This window comes from Rhodococcus sp. TAF43 (assembly GCF_052113525.1).
Classification (GTDB): Bacteria; Actinomycetota; Actinomycetes; order Mycobacteriales; family Mycobacteriaceae; genus Prescottella.
The window spans coordinates 40,804-55,569 of sequence record NZ_JBFRDL010000016.1 but is presented as its reverse complement, the minus strand read 5'-3'; the positions used below and the strand labels follow the sequence as shown (position 1 = coordinate 55,569).

General features: G+C 67.4%; 17 protein-coding genes. 6 read left to right on the top strand and 11 right to left on the bottom strand.

Features of this window, described 5'->3' with window-relative positions; genetic code table 11:
- Positions 1-21 precede the first annotated feature (21 nt).
- From AB4Z09_RS13020 to AB4Z09_RS13005, 4 genes are all read left to right on the top strand, one after another.
- The gene (locus AB4Z09_RS13020; RefSeq protein WP_442239893.1) at positions 22-660 is read left to right on the top strand and encodes a TetR/AcrR family transcriptional regulator; all 639 of its coding nucleotides are present in this window, start codon (positions 22-24) and stop codon (positions 658-660) included.
- 146 nt (positions 661-806) lie between these two features.
- Positions 807-1,316 carry a nuclear transport factor 2 family protein gene (locus tag AB4Z09_RS13015; protein ID WP_442239892.1) on the top strand — a complete coding sequence of 170 codons (510 nt, stop codon included), beginning with the start codon at positions 807-809 and terminating at the stop codon, positions 1,314-1,316.
- 75 nt (positions 1,317-1,391) lie between these two features.
- Positions 1,392-1,916 carry a nuclear transport factor 2 family protein gene (locus AB4Z09_RS13010; RefSeq protein WP_114723207.1) on the top strand — a complete coding sequence of 175 codons (525 nt, stop codon included), beginning with the start codon at positions 1,392-1,394 and terminating at the stop codon, positions 1,914-1,916.
- Between the two features lie 8 nt (positions 1,917-1,924).
- Positions 1,925-3,091 (top strand): oxidoreductase, encoded by a 1,167-nt coding sequence (locus AB4Z09_RS13005; RefSeq protein WP_442239891.1) that lies wholly within the window; start codon positions 1,925-1,927, stop codon positions 3,089-3,091.
- Between the two features lie 59 nt (positions 3,092-3,150).
- On the opposite strand, the gene AB4Z09_RS13000 is transcribed toward AB4Z09_RS13005, so the two are convergent.
- The 6 genes from AB4Z09_RS13000 to AB4Z09_RS12975 all read right to left on the bottom strand — a co-directional run bounded on the left by AB4Z09_RS13000 (position 3,151) and on the right by AB4Z09_RS12975 (position 8,370).
- Positions 3,151-4,182 carry an NAD(P)-dependent alcohol dehydrogenase gene (locus tag AB4Z09_RS13000; protein WP_442239890.1) on the bottom strand — a complete coding sequence of 344 codons (1,032 nt, stop codon included), beginning with the start codon at positions 4,180-4,182 and terminating at the stop codon, positions 3,151-3,153.
- On the bottom strand, positions 4,160-5,131 hold the full coding sequence (locus AB4Z09_RS12995; protein WP_442239889.1) for an alpha/beta hydrolase: 972 nt from the start codon (positions 5,129-5,131) through the stop codon (positions 4,160-4,162). The genes AB4Z09_RS13000 and AB4Z09_RS12995 overlap by 23 nt, the downstream gene beginning before the upstream one ends.
- On the bottom strand, positions 5,128-5,766 hold the full coding sequence (locus AB4Z09_RS12990) for a TetR/AcrR family transcriptional regulator (RefSeq protein WP_442239888.1): 639 nt from the start codon (positions 5,764-5,766) through the stop codon (positions 5,128-5,130). The genes AB4Z09_RS12995 and AB4Z09_RS12990 overlap by 4 nt, the downstream gene beginning before the upstream one ends.
- 38 nt (positions 5,767-5,804) lie before the next feature.
- Positions 5,805-7,154: a flavin-containing monooxygenase gene (locus AB4Z09_RS12985; RefSeq protein ID WP_442239887.1), complete on the bottom strand. Its 1,350-nt coding sequence runs from the start codon at positions 7,152-7,154 to the stop codon at positions 5,805-5,807.
- 135 nt (positions 7,155-7,289) lie between these two features.
- A complete protein-coding gene (locus AB4Z09_RS12980; protein ID WP_442239886.1) occupies positions 7,290-7,685 on the bottom strand; it encodes a pyridoxamine 5'-phosphate oxidase family protein in 396 nt (131 codons plus the stop codon).
- Positions 7,597-8,370, bottom strand: coding sequence for an enoyl-CoA hydratase-related protein (locus AB4Z09_RS12975; protein WP_442239885.1), 774 nt, complete (start codon positions 8,368-8,370; stop codon positions 7,597-7,599). Before AB4Z09_RS12975 ends, AB4Z09_RS12980 begins: the two co-directional genes overlap by 89 nt.
- A 190-nt stretch (positions 8,371-8,560) precedes the next feature.
- Here AB4Z09_RS12975 and AB4Z09_RS12970 point away from each other — a divergent pair, with 190 nt between their 5' ends.
- Together AB4Z09_RS12970 and AB4Z09_RS12965 are read left to right on the top strand one after the other, a co-directional pair.
- Positions 8,561-9,172: a TetR/AcrR family transcriptional regulator gene (locus AB4Z09_RS12970; protein WP_442239884.1), complete on the top strand. Its 612-nt coding sequence runs from the start codon at positions 8,561-8,563 to the stop codon at positions 9,170-9,172.
- A 177-nt stretch (positions 9,173-9,349) separates the two neighbouring features.
- Complete coding sequence (locus AB4Z09_RS12965) at positions 9,350-9,898, top strand: TetR/AcrR family transcriptional regulator (protein ID WP_258558048.1); 549 nt, start codon at positions 9,350-9,352, stop codon at positions 9,896-9,898.
- A gap of 53 nt (positions 9,899-9,951) precedes the next feature.
- Here the strand turns inward: AB4Z09_RS12965 and AB4Z09_RS12960 are convergent, their stop codons facing one another.
- Genes AB4Z09_RS12960 through AB4Z09_RS12940 form a run of 5 tightly spaced genes read right to left on the bottom strand, consistent with a single transcriptional unit; the run spans position 9,952 to position 14,642 of the window.
- A complete protein-coding gene (locus AB4Z09_RS12960) occupies positions 9,952-10,602 on the bottom strand; it encodes a CoA transferase subunit B (RefSeq protein ID WP_114723212.1) in 651 nt (216 codons plus the stop codon).
- Positions 10,599-11,345 carry a CoA transferase subunit A gene (locus tag AB4Z09_RS12955; RefSeq protein ID WP_442239883.1) on the bottom strand — a complete coding sequence of 249 codons (747 nt, stop codon included), beginning with the start codon at positions 11,343-11,345 and terminating at the stop codon, positions 10,599-10,601. Before AB4Z09_RS12955 ends, AB4Z09_RS12960 begins: the two co-directional genes overlap by 4 nt.
- On the bottom strand, positions 11,342-12,526 hold the full coding sequence (fahA, locus tag AB4Z09_RS12950; protein WP_442239882.1) for a fumarylacetoacetase: 1,185 nt from the start codon (positions 12,524-12,526) through the stop codon (positions 11,342-11,344). Before fahA ends, AB4Z09_RS12955 begins: the two co-directional genes overlap by 4 nt.
- Positions 12,523-13,470, bottom strand: a complete 948-nt coding sequence (locus tag AB4Z09_RS12945; protein WP_442239881.1) for a hypothetical protein — start codon at positions 13,468-13,470, stop codon at positions 12,523-12,525. The genes fahA and AB4Z09_RS12945 overlap by 4 nt, the downstream gene beginning before the upstream one ends.
- Positions 13,443-14,642, bottom strand: a complete 1,200-nt coding sequence (locus tag AB4Z09_RS12940) for a homogentisate 1,2-dioxygenase (RefSeq protein ID WP_429517009.1) — start codon at positions 14,640-14,642, stop codon at positions 13,443-13,445. Before AB4Z09_RS12940 ends, AB4Z09_RS12945 begins: the two co-directional genes overlap by 28 nt.
- Positions 14,643-14,766 lie beyond the last annotated feature (124 nt).

Genomic DNA, 14,766 nt, shown 5'->3' with positions numbered 1-14,766 from the left:
TCGGTACGGGAGGGCCTCGAAGTGACGGAATCCACCAAACGGCGGCGCGAGATCCTCGACGCGGCCGCCGAGTTGTTCGCCCGCAAGGGCGTGGGGGCCACGACCATCCGGGAGATCGCGGATCGCGTCGGGGTCGTGGCGGGCGCCCTGTACCACCACTTCCCGTCCAAGCGGGCCATCGTCGACGAGTTGGTCACGGGCTATCTCGAGGGGCTGCACGAGCGCTACCGCTCGATCGAGACCCGGAATCTGACCCCCAGGGCGCGGTTGCAGGCGATCGTCGACGCCTCACTGGACGCGGCCCACGAGGAGCCGCACGCGACCGCCGTCTACCAGGACGAATACCCGCATCTGCGCGAGGAGGCGAACCTTTCCCGCGCATCCGAACTCGCCGATGCGGTCCAGCGTCCGTGGCTGGACGCGATCGAGGACGGCAAGCGGCAGGGCGCTTTCCGGGACGATCTGCCGGCGGGCGTGTTCCACCGATTCATTCGCGACTGCGTCTGGCTGTCGATCAAGTGGCACCACGCCGACGACTCGTACCCGACCGCTCGCCTCGCCGAGGACTGCGTGTCGATCTTCCTCGACGGCTTCGCGGTCGACCACCGCTGCTCCTATGCGGATTCGCTGCCCGCGACCTCCCCCTCGGTCGCGGCCTGACGCGCAGATCGGCGGCGGATCGGGGACGGGTGGAGGAGGAACTTCCGCTGCCCGGAAATCCCGCCGATTCCGGCACAGATCCTGGATATGCTGAGAACCGATCAACTGCTTGTTTAACCCACTTCGCCCGCCCTGGAGGTTGAACCATGAGCACCACCCACGAATCCACCCCGACCGTGACGCTCGCTGCGGCCGAGCAACTACTGGCCATCGAGGAGATCAAGCGGGTGTTCGCGGCGCGACTGCGCATCATGGACACCAAGCAGTGGGACCTCTACGGCACCTTCCACACCGACGACGTGGTCAGCGAGTCGTGGGGCGCCGGCTCCCGAGTGGTCGGCCCGGAAGCGCTCACGGCCGCGATCCGGAACACACTGGACGGCAACACCTTCGTGACGACGGTGCATCACGGCCACACCCCCGAGATCACCCTCACCTCGGACACCACGGCCACCGGCATCTGGGCCATGGAGGACGAACTGTGGTGGACCAACGGCGACGACGAGGAACACCTCCACGGCTACGGCCACTACCACGAGGAATACCGCAAGGTCGAGGACAAGTGGCTGATCAGCTACCGCACCCTGACCCGCCTGCACGAGATCCACACCCCCAACTTCTTCGACTACCGCCAGGCAGCCAAGCCCGGCCGCTAGCTATGCTGTGCCCCACGTCACCAAAGCAATCGCTTGATTGACTGTTTGAACCGTTTCGACAGAGAGGTCCACGCCATGGCTGAGCCCACCGGTGCACTGACGATGACCGCAGCCGAGCAGCTGCTCGCTATCGAAGAGATCAAGCGGGTGTTCGCGGCGCGACTGCGCATCATGGACACCAAGCAGTGGGATCTCTACGGCAGCTTCCACACCGAGGACGTCGTCAGCGAGTCGTGGGGCGGGCTGCCCGACGACAAGCAGCCGCAGACCGACGGCGCGTCGGGCCGCGTCATCGGCCGCGAACCGCTCACCAAGGCGATCAGCGGCATGCTCGGCAACTCCACCTATGTGACCACCGCGCACCATGCGCACACCCCGGAGATCACCCTCACCTCCGACACCACGGCCACCGGCATCTGGGCCATGGAGGACGAACTGTGGTGGACCAACGGCGATGTCGAGGAACACCTTCACGGCTACGGGCATTACCACGAGGAGTACCGCAAGGTCGAGGGCAAGTGGCTGATCAGCTACCGCAAGCTCACCCGCCTGCGCGAGATCCACACCCCCAACTTCTTCGACTACATGGCAGCACTGTGACCACTGAGATGACGGAAACGACGGAGTCCACGGAACCCGCAGCCTTGACGGCCGCACTGTTCGAACCGATCACCATCCGGTCTCTGGAGCTGCGCAACCGGATCGCGATGTCCCCCATGACCCGTCACGGCTCGCCCGGCGGCGTGCCCACCGATGAGGTCGTGGCCTACTACCGTCGGCGTGCCGAGGGCGGCACCGGCCTCATCGTCACCGAGGGCACCGCGATCGAGCACCCCTCGGCCGTGGACGCCGACACCGTGCCGGTGATGTACGGCGAAGCGGCACTGGAAGGTTGGCGCAAGGTCGTCGACGCGGTCCACGGTGCCGGCGGCAAGATCGTGCCGCAGCTGTGGCACGTCGGACCGCTCTTCGGTGCGATGGGCCCGGTCGGTGACGTCCACCCCATGCGTCCGTCGGGACACTGGGGATCGGTCGGCAACACCATGTACTCCGACGAGTACGTCGAGCGGATGCGTCCGGTGACCGCCGCGATGACCGAGCAGGACATCGCCGACGTGATCGCCGCCTACGCGGCGGCGGCCCGCAACGCGATCGACGTCGGCTTCGACGGCATTGCCCTGCACGGCGGCCACGGTTACCTGCTCGACGCGTTCCTGTGGGAGCCGAGCAACCAGCGCGACGACGAGTGGGGCGGAGATCTGCAGCGCCGCACCCGGTTCCCCGCCGAGGTGGTCAAGGCCATCCGGAAGGAGATCGGCGACGACTACCCGATCATCTTCCGGTTCTCGCAGCACAAGCAGCAGGACTTCGCGTCGAAGATCGCCCAGACGCCCGAGGAGCTGGGCGTGGTCCTGAACGCCCTCGTCGACGCCGGCGTCGACGTGCTCGACGCGAGCATCCGCCGGTTCTACGCGCCGGCGTTCGAGGGCAGCGACCTGTCCCTCGCGGGATGGGCCAAGAAGCTGACCGGCGCCACCGTGATGGCCGTCGGGAGCGTCGGACTCGACAGCGCGCTCAACGTGCGGGTCATCGTCGGGCTGCCGACCATGACGGACAACCTCCCGGACCTGATGCGCCGGAAACACGAGGGCGAGTTCGACCTCGTCGCGATCGGCCGCCTCCACATGGCCGATCCGGCGATCTCGCGGCGACTGCGCGACGGCGATCCCATGCCGGAGTTCGATCGGGCCCTGCACGAGGGCCGGCTGTACTGAGCCTCTCGATGCCGAATGCCGCGTCCCCCTTGCGGGAACGCGGCATTCGTGTGTCGGCCTTACGGTACGAGGATCGCCCGACCCTTGATCTTCCCGGCCTCGAGCGCGTCGAACGCCGCCACCCCGTCCTCGAGCGGGAAGGTCTCGGTCTCGATCGTGACGAGTCCGCGCTGCGCCAGAGCGATCACCGCGCGTTGGTCGGCGCGGGTACCCGCGTAGCTGGTTCGCAACGTGGCTCCCCACGGCAGCGCGAAACCGGTCCACTCGATCCGGCCGCCACCGAGCCCGAGGACGCGCACCGCACCGTCACGACCGACCACCTGCGCGGCGATGTCGACGGTCTCCTGCACTCCGACGCAGTCGAACACGGCGTCGACACCGATGCCGTCGGTGAGCTCGAGGATCTTCGCGGCGCAGGAGCTGTCGCTGACGAACGCGTGATCCGCTCCCAGCGTGGTCGCCAGCTCGAGCTTGTCCTCCGCCGAATCCACCGCGATGATGCGGGCAGAGGTTGTCGCGGCCAGGATCTGGACGGCCGCGTGCCCGAGTCCGCCGATGCCGAGCACGACCGCAGTCGAGCCCGGGCCCAACCGGTCCCGCGCGCCGTCGATTGCGTGGTAGGTGGTGAGCCCGGCGTCGGCGAGCGGCCCGGCGGTCACCGGATCGAGGTCACCGAGCGGCTCCACGAACCTCGCGTCGACCTTCATGAACTCGGCCATTCCACCGTTCGCGGCCAGACCGGGACACAGCGGCACGCCCTGCCGACCGCCCGGTGAACGCTCACAGGAGTTCTCGCGACCCTGCACGCACGCGCGACAGGTGCCGCAACTCCACACCAGGAACACCAGCACCGCGTCGCCCACCGACAGGGACTCGACGCCCTCGCCCAGCGCCGCGATCCGCCCGGCGGTCTCGTGCCCGAGGGTCATCGGCGGCGGAAGCATCGAGATCGGCGAGTGCCGGACGTGAACGTCCGAGTGGCACAGCCCCGCACCGGCAACCTCGACGAGCACCTCGCCCGGACCGATCTCCGGGACGTCGGTGTCCGTGACCGCGATCCGGCCGTGCTCAACCAGCTGCAACGCGCGCATGTGCGTCCTCCTCGATCGTTGCCGCGGTCGCCACCGCGAGATGCCTACGCAGGAAAAGAATCTGATGTTCGAGCGCGCGGTCGTGCCACCGCTTGCCCGGATACACGTCGAAGTGATCGCACGGGTAATGCCGCACGTCGGCCCGGCCCTGCTCCGCCGCCTTCGCCGCGGCGTGCGGCGGCGCGCTGCGGTCGAGGTCGCCGATCTGGACCAACAGCGGTGCGGTGATCTTGTCCGCGTCCTTGATCGGTCGGTACGAACCGATTTCGAGGAACGATCGCGCGCTGACCTCGTTGCGCCACGTCGGACCGGCGATGGACAGGTAGTCCTCGTAGACGCCGGGCAGCGCGAGCGCGGCGACCTCGCCGGGCCGTCCCGCCAGGCGAATCGTCACACCGGCGCCGCCGCGCGCCGCGGCGGCCTTGTCCCGGATCGCGGCCCACCCGCTCTTCGCCAGATGGCCGGCGCTGTACTGGCGCATCGATGCCGTGGACGCCGCTCGTGCGTCGACCGCCGGGGTGAGCGCGATGAGCGCGGCCAGGCGCGGATCGCTCGCGCCCAGGCTGAAGACATGACCGCCGGCCAGCGATACGCCCCACGCGACGATCCGGGTGGGATCGACGCCGTCGGTTCCCCGGGCGGTCGCGATCGCGGCGGCGTAGTCCTCGAGCTGGCCGCGGATCGAGACCGTCTGGCGCATTTCGCCACCGCTGGAACCGAATCCGCGGTAGTCGAACAGCAGGACGTCGAGTCCCGCGCGGGCGAAGCCCTCCGCGAATCCCTCGAGACCCGAATCCTTGGTACCACCGAATCCGTGCGCCATGACGACGCAGGGACGGCCCGCCTCGGTGCGGAAGTCGTCGCCTTCGCCCCGGTAATGCCACGCCGAACAGGTACTGCCCTGCACCGCGAAGGTCACATCGGTGCGTGTCACATCGGTTGGTGTCACAGTTTGCTCCCATAGATGGTGTTGAGCCACACCGAGACCAGAGCCTCGTGAGCGGTTTCCGGATCCAGAGATCCGGGGCCGCCCCGAGAGAGGCTCTCGACGGCGCGGTCGTTCATGTCGAGAAGGACGACGGCGAGTGCCCGACTGTCGGTACCCTCGGCCGCGCGCCCCGCTTTGCGTTCGGCGTCGATCATGGATGCCACCGGATCGACGAAACTCCGTCGGTCGCAGTCCCACATCTCGCGGACGGCGGGATCGGAGTCGCGTGCGTCCCGCAGCGCCCGGTAGAGATTGGGATGACGGGCCCACGACGCGATCAGTTCAGCGATGAGGCCGTCGACCATCTCGCGCGGGCTACCCTCGCGGGCGAGATACATCCCCGTGCCATCGCTTATCTCGCCGTAGAGGGTCCGCGACAACGCCGCCACAGCCTTCGCCTTGTTCTCGAAGTAGAAGTAGAACGCCGAACGCGTCACCCCTGCTGCGCGCGAGATGTCGACGATTCCGATCTCGTCCAGGCTGTGTTCGTTGAGCAGCGTCTCGAGCGCATCGAGGATCGCGGCTCGTCGCTCCTCGCCCTTGTTCGCCTTCCGGTTCTGGACGGCGGAGGTTGGGTTTGCGCTTCGACTGCTCATGTGTCGCTTTCGGGTCGGCTACGGCGTACGGGTGGCCATCATGCCGGGACCAGGTTCCACCGCACCGGCCCGTCCCTCTGTACGCGCTGCAGACCGGCCGGCAACTCCTTGGTCCGCATCTCGTGCTCGTAGATGTAGTAGTCGACCTGCTGCGTGTGACGGGGGCGATTGTTGAAGTGCCCCACGAACCGCTCCTCGTCGGCCTTGATGACGCGCTCCATCTCGGGGGCCGTCGGCGGCCGGTACGTCCCGGCGAGGTAGGCCGCGAGCGTGCGCGCCTGGCACTCCACGAAGGGGAAGAGCGTCGGCGCCGACTGTGCGAACCCGATGAACGCGAGATCGTCGATGCCCGGCTTGAACATTCGCTTGTAGAGCGGGAACTGGTTGCTGGGTGCGCTCAGGAAGTCCTCGTCGAAGAACGGGAACGTGATGTTGTAGCCGGTGGCGTAGATGATGACGTCGTATTCCCGGCTGGTGCCGTCGACGAAATGGACGTCCGAGCCGTCGAGGCGTTCGATGTTGGGCTTGACGTCGATGTCGCCGGATCCCAACCGCACCAACAGTTCCTGGGACTGCGTCGGATGAGCCTCGCCGAAGTGGTGGTCGGGCGTGGGGAGCCCGAAGTTCTCCGGACGACCCGACAGGAAGATCGGTCCGCGACGACCCAGGCGCCGCTGCCACGACAGCGGAATCTGCGGGTACGTCTGGATCAGCGTGTCGGCGGGCACGCCGAAGGCGTACTTCGGCACGATCCACGCACCGGACCGGGTGGACAGCGTCACCTTGTTCCGCTGGGAACGCTGAGACAGTTCGACCGCGATGTCGGCCGCACTGTTACCGATGCCGACGATCAGGATGCGCTTGTCCCGCAAGTGAAGAGGAGTCTCCGGATCGATGTACGCGTGCGAGTGGATGGACTCGCCTGTGAACTCACCCGGGAAATCCGGCAGGCGCGGATCCCAGTGGTGACCGTTGGCGACCACCAGGAAGTCGAAGCGACGGCTCTCCCCGTCCTGGGTGAGAACTTCCCATCCCCCGCCGGGCAGGTGTTCAGCATGCTCGACGCCGTTCTGGAAACGAATCCCGTCGAGTAGCGAGAACGCCGACGCGTAGTCGTCGAGGTACCGCTTGATGTCGGTGTGGTGCGGAAAGTCGGGAAGGTCCTCCGGCATCGGAAAGTCCTTGAACGACAGGCGCTTCTTGGACGTGTCGATGTGCAGGGACCGGTAGGCGCTCGAGTGGCCGTTCGGGTTTCCGAACGCCCAGTTGCCACCGATCCGATCCGAGGTCTCGAAGCACTCGTAGGGGATGTCGTAGTCGGTGAGCATCTTGCCGGCCGTCAGACCGCTGATGCCGGCTCCGATGATGCATGTCGTGGGGTTGGCCATCGTGCTCCGTTCGATGTCGATCTGCTGCGCGGGGACGCGGAGAGCGCCGAATGTAGGCGCTCACCCCCGAAGATCGTGAGGTGGCTCACACGCTAGGCGCGGAATTGACACGTGTCAATAGTTATTTGACACGTGTCAATAGCCGGGAGGGAGCGTCGACGACCAGGGGCGGACCCCTAGCGTGACCACTGCTGCAACGCAGCGTTCTTCCGGAAGTCCCAGCTGATCGGCCGCGATCCGCAGCCACGCGTGCCGGCCGTCGGCCGTGAAGTGATCGCCACCCATGTATTTGCGCGCGAACAGCAGTTCCGCGGTCGCGACCCGACTGTCGGGCGTGGCGGTTCGCGGAACCTCGCCCACCACCTCCGCGACACCGCTGATCTCCACGCCGCGCAGTTCGTGGAACTGCTCGCCTCCATCGATCACCACCGCGACCCGCGGATCACGACGCAGATCGGACCAGCGCTTGCTGCGCACGATCGAGTTGAGCCACAGGGATTCTCCGTCCCACACGAACCAGAGCGGAGCCACGTCGGGGTGCCCGTCCGGCGCTGTGGTCGCGACCCGGCACGTCCGCCGCCGCGCCGAGCGCCTGGACGGCCCGCAGGCTCTCGCGGACCGCAACGGGAGACGCGTCGCAGATCTCGTCCGCCATCACGAGCGCCTCCCGCAGTGCCGCACCGGGTTCGGTGACGGCGTTGACCACCCCCAGGTGGTATGCCTGCTGCGCGTCGAGCGTCCGGCCGGTGATCAGCAGCTCGCGAGCGACGTTGACGGGCAGCGCGCGTGGGGCGCGGAACAGTGCGCCGGAACTCGCGACGAGGCCCCGTCTCACCTCGGGGAGACCGAAGCGTGCGGCAGCCGAGGCGACGATCAGGTCGCAGGCCAGCGCGAGTTCGAACCCGCCTCCGAGCGCGTACCCCTCCACCGCGGCGATCAGCGGCTTGCTTCGCACCCGACGGATCAGTCCGTACTCGCCGCCCCGCGGCATCCGCAGGTCTGCGCGCTCCCTGATGTCGGTGCCCGCCGAGAACACGGTCGGGGTACCGGTCAGGACGCCGGCCCAGAGTTCGGGGTCGTCGTCGAGAAGGTCGAACGCCGTTTCCAGCCCCATCGCCGTCTCACGATCGATCGCGTTGCGCCGGCTCTCGCGCTCGATGCGCACGACCAGCACCGGCCCCTGCCGCTCCCACGACACCGTCGGCGTTCCGTCCACCCCGACCACCTTCGCTCACAAACTTGGACTCGAAGCTAAAGATAGATGTGGGTCTAGATTTTGGAGGACGATTCGGCGATATTCGAAACCGGTCGGTCGCACGACGGCACGGAGCGGTTGCCGTGGACCGAAGCCGCAGGCAGATAGGGTCGAAGTGGAGCAACAGCGGACAGCGGGGTCACGGAAGTCGATGAATCAGGACCAGAAGATGTCCCGCCGCGAGCGGAACAAACACGAGACGCGCGAACGTCTCCTCGATGCCGCGAGCACCCTGTTCGCCGCGCGCGGGGTGATCGACACGACCGTCGAGGAGATCGCCGATGCCGCGGGCGTCTCCCGAGCGACGTTCTTCAACTACTTCCCCGGCAAGGACGTGATGCTGGCCGGACTCCACACCCGGCACATGGATCTGCTGTCCGCCGTCATCTCCGATCTGCTCGCTCGGGATCTGACGACCGAACAACGCATCCACGGCCTGTTCGAGGACTTCGTCGCCGGCACCGAGCAACTTCCGGGGTACCTGCGCGCGGTGACGGGCGAACTCGAACGAGACCTCGCGACACCGGAGATCAGCGTCGGGCGGACGGAGCGTTTCAACGACGAGATCCTGCGCATCCTGGAACCGGGCCTGGCTCGCGGCGAGGTCCGAACGGACTACCCACCGCGATTCCTCGCACAGATGATCGCCGCCGTCTACGTCTCCACCATCCGGTACTGGCGCCAGGACCCCGAGTTCGACCTCACCGACGGATTCCGGAAGGCCGCGAGCTACGCGGCGGAGTCGCTCGTCCCGCGAGACTGAGCAACACGCATGTCGGATTCGCGAAGTTTGTCCACGAAAACCATCCGGCCGGTAGATTCTCGAATGTCGGGACTTGTCGATCAACCAGTCGAGGTGGGGACGCGGGGGACAGCGATGATGGATGACCGGGAAATCATCACACGCCGTGAGGAACGGAAGCGGCAGACGCGAGGTCGATTGATCGAGGCGGGACGGGCACTGTTCACGCAACAGGGCTTCGATCGGACCACCATCGACGACATCGCGATGGCGGCACACGTGTCCCGCGGAACGTTCTTCAACTACTTCGACAGCAAGGACGCGGTGCTGTCGGCGCTGCACCAGGGACACATGGACAAGCTGCCGGGGATCATCGACGATCTGTTGGCCCGGGATCTCACCACCGCCGAACGAATCCACTCGCTCTTCAACGACGTCGTCGAGGCCGCCGTGACGCTCGAGCAGTACTTCCGGGCGACCACCCGGGAGCTCGATCGGGACCTCGCGACACCCGCGATCAGCTCTGCCCGCACCGAACGGTTCATCGTCGCGTTCGGCCGGATTCTCGAGGCCGGCATCGACAAGGGCGAGGTCCGACAGGACTACCCGCTGCGCTTCCTCTCGCAGATGGTGACCGCCGTGTACGTGACCACGATCCGCTACTGGCGCCAGGACACCGTCTTCGACATGGAGTTGGAGTTCGCACGCGCCGCCGCGTTCATCGCCGAGGCCGTCGCCCCGCGCTGAGGAGAACCCGTCCGACCCGAGGGGGGTTCGGGCCGGACGGGCGATCGGGGGTACTAGGCGGCGTCTTCGGCCAGTTCCACGACCAGCGCGGCGCCGGTCTTCTCCTGCACCTCTTCGACGGTGACATCGGGTGCGAGTTCACGCAGCACCAACGTGCCGTCCGCGACGTCGATGACCGCGAGGTTGGTGATGATGCGCTGCACCACCGCCTGACCGGTCAACGGCAACGAGCACTGGTCGACGATCTTGGCGCCGCCATCGCGGTCGGTGTGTTCCATGACCACGATGACGCGCCGGGCACCGTGCACCAGATCCATGGCGCCGCCCATACCCTTGACCATCTTGCCCGGCACCATCCAGTTGGCCAGGTCCCCGTTCCGGGAGACCTGCATGCCACCGAGGACCGCGGTGTCGATGTGTCCACCGCGAATCATGCCGAACGACAACGCCGAATCGAAGAACGCCGCACCCGGGTTCACCGTTACTGTCTCTTTGCCCGCGTTGATCAGGTCGGGATCGACCTTGTCCTCGGTCGGGTAGGGACCGGTGCCCAGGATGCCGTTCTCCGAGTGGAGAACCACCTTCACCCCTTCGGGCAGGTAGTTGGGAATCAAGGTCGGCAGGCCGATCCCCAGGTTGACGTACTCGCCGTCGATCATCTCGGCCGCAGCGCGCGCGGCCATCTGCTCACGTGACCAGCTCATGCCGACACCGTCCGCTTCTCGATTCGCTTGTCCTGCAGACCCGTATGCACCACCCGCTGGACGAACACGCCCGGCAGGTGAACCTGCGCGGGATCGAGTTCGCCCGGCTCGACCAGCTTCTCGACCTGCACGATGGTGGTCCGGCCGGCCATCGCGGCCAACGGGTTGAAGTTCATCGCGGTCTTGTTGAACACGAGATTGCCCTCGGTGTCACCGATCTCGGCGTGCACCAGCGCGTAGTCCGCGACGATGGACTCCTCCAGCACGTACGTCTTGCCACCGAACGTGCGCGTCTCCTTCGGCGGCGACGCGATCGCCACCGAGCCGTCGGCGTTGTAGCGCCACGGCAGACCGCCCTCGGACACCGGGGTGCCCACACCGGCCGGCGTGAAGAATGCGGGGATCCCGGCGCCGCCGGCGCGCAGACGCTCGGCGAGCGTGCCCTGAGGCGTCAGCTCCACCTCGAGCTCACCCGACAGGTACTGCCGCGCGAACTCCTTGTTCTCACCGACATACGACGCAGTCACGCGCCGGATCTGACCGGCCGACAACAGGATTCCCAGACCGTGGTCGTCCACGCCGCAGTTGTTGGAGAACACCTCGAGTCCCGTGACACCGCGGTCGGCGAGACCGGCGATCAGGTCCGTCGGGATGCCGCACAGACCGAATCCACCGACCGCGAGCGAAGATCCGTCGACGATGTCGGCGACGGCCTCGGCTGCCGTTGCGAAGACCTTACTCATCGGGCATCACCGATGGCGGGCAGAATACGAGCACGGACCTCGCCGAAACCGATGCGTCCGCCGTTCGCGCCGGGCGCGGTCGCGGAGATCGAGATCTCGTCGCCGTCCTGGATGAACGTGCGCTGCTCGCCAGCAACCTCGACGGGTTCGGCTCCGCCCCAGGTCAACTCGATGAAGGCGCCTCGTTGATCCTTCTCGGGACCCGAGATCGTGCCGGAACCGAACAGGTCACCCGTGCTCGCGGCGGCACCGTTGACGGTGGTGTGCGCCAGCATCTGTGCGGGCGACCAGTACATCTGGGCGTAGGGCGGACGGGACACGACGTCGCCGTTCCACTCGACCTCGAGATCGATGTCCAGGCCCCACTTCTCGTCGCCCTGCAGGTACGGCAGCGGTGTCGGATCCTGGACCGGGGTGTCGACGCGGGCGGCCTCGAGCGCCAGCAGCGGAACGACCCACGGGGAGATGGACGTCGCGAAGCTCTTGCCGAGGTTCGGGCCCAGCGGGACGTACTCCCACACCTGGATGTCGCGGGCCGTCCAGTCGTTGAGGATCACGGCGCCGAAGCAGTGCTCGGCGAACTGGTCCGGGGTGATCGAGGAACCCAGCGGCGAACCCACACCGACGATGAAGCCCATCTCGGCCTCGATGTCGAGGCGGATTGACGGACCGAACGACGGCGCGGCATCGGCGGGAGCCTTGCGCTGACCGCACGGACGCACGATGTCGACACCCGACACCACGACGGTGCTCGAGCGGCCGTGGTAGCCGACCGGCAGGTGCTTCCAGTTCGGCATCAGCGCAGCCGAATCCGGGCGGAACAGCTTGCCCAGGTTGGTCGCGTGGTTCTCCGACGCGTAGAAGTCGACGTAGTCGGCGACCGCGATCGGCAGGTGCATCGTGACGGCGTCGACCGAGAGGACGGCGTCGTCGGCGATCTCGCCGGACACCAGTTCGGTGATCTGCGCGCCCACTGCGACCCAACGGTCCCGGCCCTGGGCCATGAACGCGTTGAGGGTCGGCTGGGCGAAGGTGTCGTCGCCGAGTGCCTTCGCGAGGTCGACGACGCTGTCGCCTACGCGCACACCGACCCGCGGGTCCGTATCGGCGGTCGAGAACACGCCGTAGGGCAGGTTGTCGAGACCGAACAGGGAATCGGCAGGAATCGAGATGACGGTCATGCGAGGGGTCCTTCGTCGATCGAGATGAAATCCACCGGACCCGTAGGCGCGGAGGGCCCGGTGGATGATTGAGGCACCAGGCCGAGGCCGACCAGTTCGGTCAGCGGGTCACTGATGCTGCAGGTGCCGAAGGACAGGAAGCGCGCGCGCAGCGCGTCCACGTCCTCGGCCGACAGCCCGTCCAGGTCGGCTGCCACACGTGCACCGTCACGCTCGGCGAGCGTCGCGGCGATCTCCTCGACGCTCGCACCGGCGGCGGCCCGATGGGTCGCCAGCATGACGTTGAGGAAGCCGTGCTGCTCGAATCCCGTGTCGGGGTCCGTGTTCCGTACCGCGTGATGCAGTCCGGCGGTCGCCTTGAAGCGCACGCCCGACGTCGCCACGGTGCGGATGGCCGCGGCCAGTTCGGCCTCGTCCGGGTACGCGGTCGCGACGACACCGCCGGTGCGGAACTTCGCGGCGTACGGCGTGCCGGCCAGGCCGGCCAGGATCTCGGCGCGGCGGTCGTCGCGCGGAACCTCGACGAAGATGTCGACACCCGGTGCGGTGGCGGCGATCTCGTCGAGCGCCGCGAGCAGTGCGGCCGCGGACTGTCCCTCGGGCACGGCGATCTCCATCGCGACCAGCTTCGCGCCGTCGATGGCGCGCAACTGCTCGAGCGCGGCGGGGACGGCGTCGGTGCCGCCGGGCACGGTGAGGCTCAGCGCGAGCTCGCCGTCCTGCCCGGCAGCCTTCTCGCCGAGGATCGACGGTAGCTCGCCGAGCCGCGGGGCCGGAAAGACGAACGGCCCCACCAGTGCAGCGTGGTCACTGCGCTCGTGCGCGAGGTGGGCGGGCACCGCGGCGTCCATCGGCGCATTCCCCGGAGGGAACAGCGCCGCGTCGTCGCACAACCCTGCCAGCAGCGGAGAGATCGTCACTTGCCGGGCCCCCGTCCGGACCATGACCAGGGGTAGGCCTCGTCCTCGCACGCGAGGGCGCCCTCACCGAGCTCGAGCGGACGGAACGTGTCGACCATGACCGCGAGCTCGTCGAAGAACTCGACGCCGATGCTGCGCTCGTACGCGCCCGGCTGCGGGCCGTGGGCGTGGCCGCCGGGGTGGATCGAGATCGACCCCTGGCCGATGCCCGAACCCTTGCGGGCCTCGTAGTCGCCACCGCAGTAGAACATGATCTCGTCGGAGTCCACGTTCGAGTGGTAGTACGGCACCGGGATCGCCAGCGGGTGGTAATCGACCTTGCGCGGCACGAAGTTACAGATGACGAAGTTGTTGCCCTCGAACGCCTGGTGCGCCGGCGGCGGCTGGTGCACGCGGCCCGTGATGGGCTCGTAGTCGGAGATGTTGAACGTGTACGGGTACAGGCAACCGTCCCAGCCGACGACGTCGAACGGGTGGTTCGGGTACACCATGCGGGTGCCGACGATCTCGCCACCGGCGCGGTGCTTCACGAGCACCTCGACGTCCGTGCCCTCGGCGACCATCGGCTCGGTCGGTCCGTGCAGGTCACGTTCGCAGAACGGGGCGTGCTCGAGTAGCTGCCCGTACTTGGACAGGTAGCGCTTGGGCGGAACGATGTGGCTGTTGGCCTCGATTGCGTACGCGCGCAACGGCTCCGGACCCTGCGGCACCCAGCGGTGCGTGGTCGACATCGGGATCAGGACGTAGTCGCCCTGGCGCGCGTGCAGCGCACCGAAGACGGTCTCGACGATCGCCTCGCCGGACTCGACGTACACCATCTCGTCGCCGAGCGAGTTGCGGTACAGCGGCGACTCCTTGGCCGCGACCACGTACGACAGCCGCACGTCGGCGTTGCCGAGGATCAGCCGGCGCCCGGTGACCACGTCGGTCTCGGCCCAGATCTCCTCGGGGAAGAGGTCGTGGAGCTTGAGGTGCCGCGGCTTGAGCGGGTGGTTCGGGGTGGTGCCCTGGTCGCGCAGCTCCCACACGGTCGCATCGACGATGGCCGACGGGATGTGGCGGTGGTAGAGCAGCGAGGAGTCCGAGGAGAAGCCCTCCTCGCCCATCAGCTCCTCGAAGTAGAGCTGGCCGTTCTCGTCCCGGTGCTGGGTGTGACGCTTCGGCGGAATGTTGCCGAGCTGTCGGTAGAACGCCATGACCGGCCTCCTGAGTGCTCGCGCCCGGATCACTGCCCGGGCTGTGGTCGTCACCTTCGGTGGAACAGCAGCGCGGCATCGATCACCGCCGCCGGCTCGCTCCGAGGTTAGTAAACAGATTAAC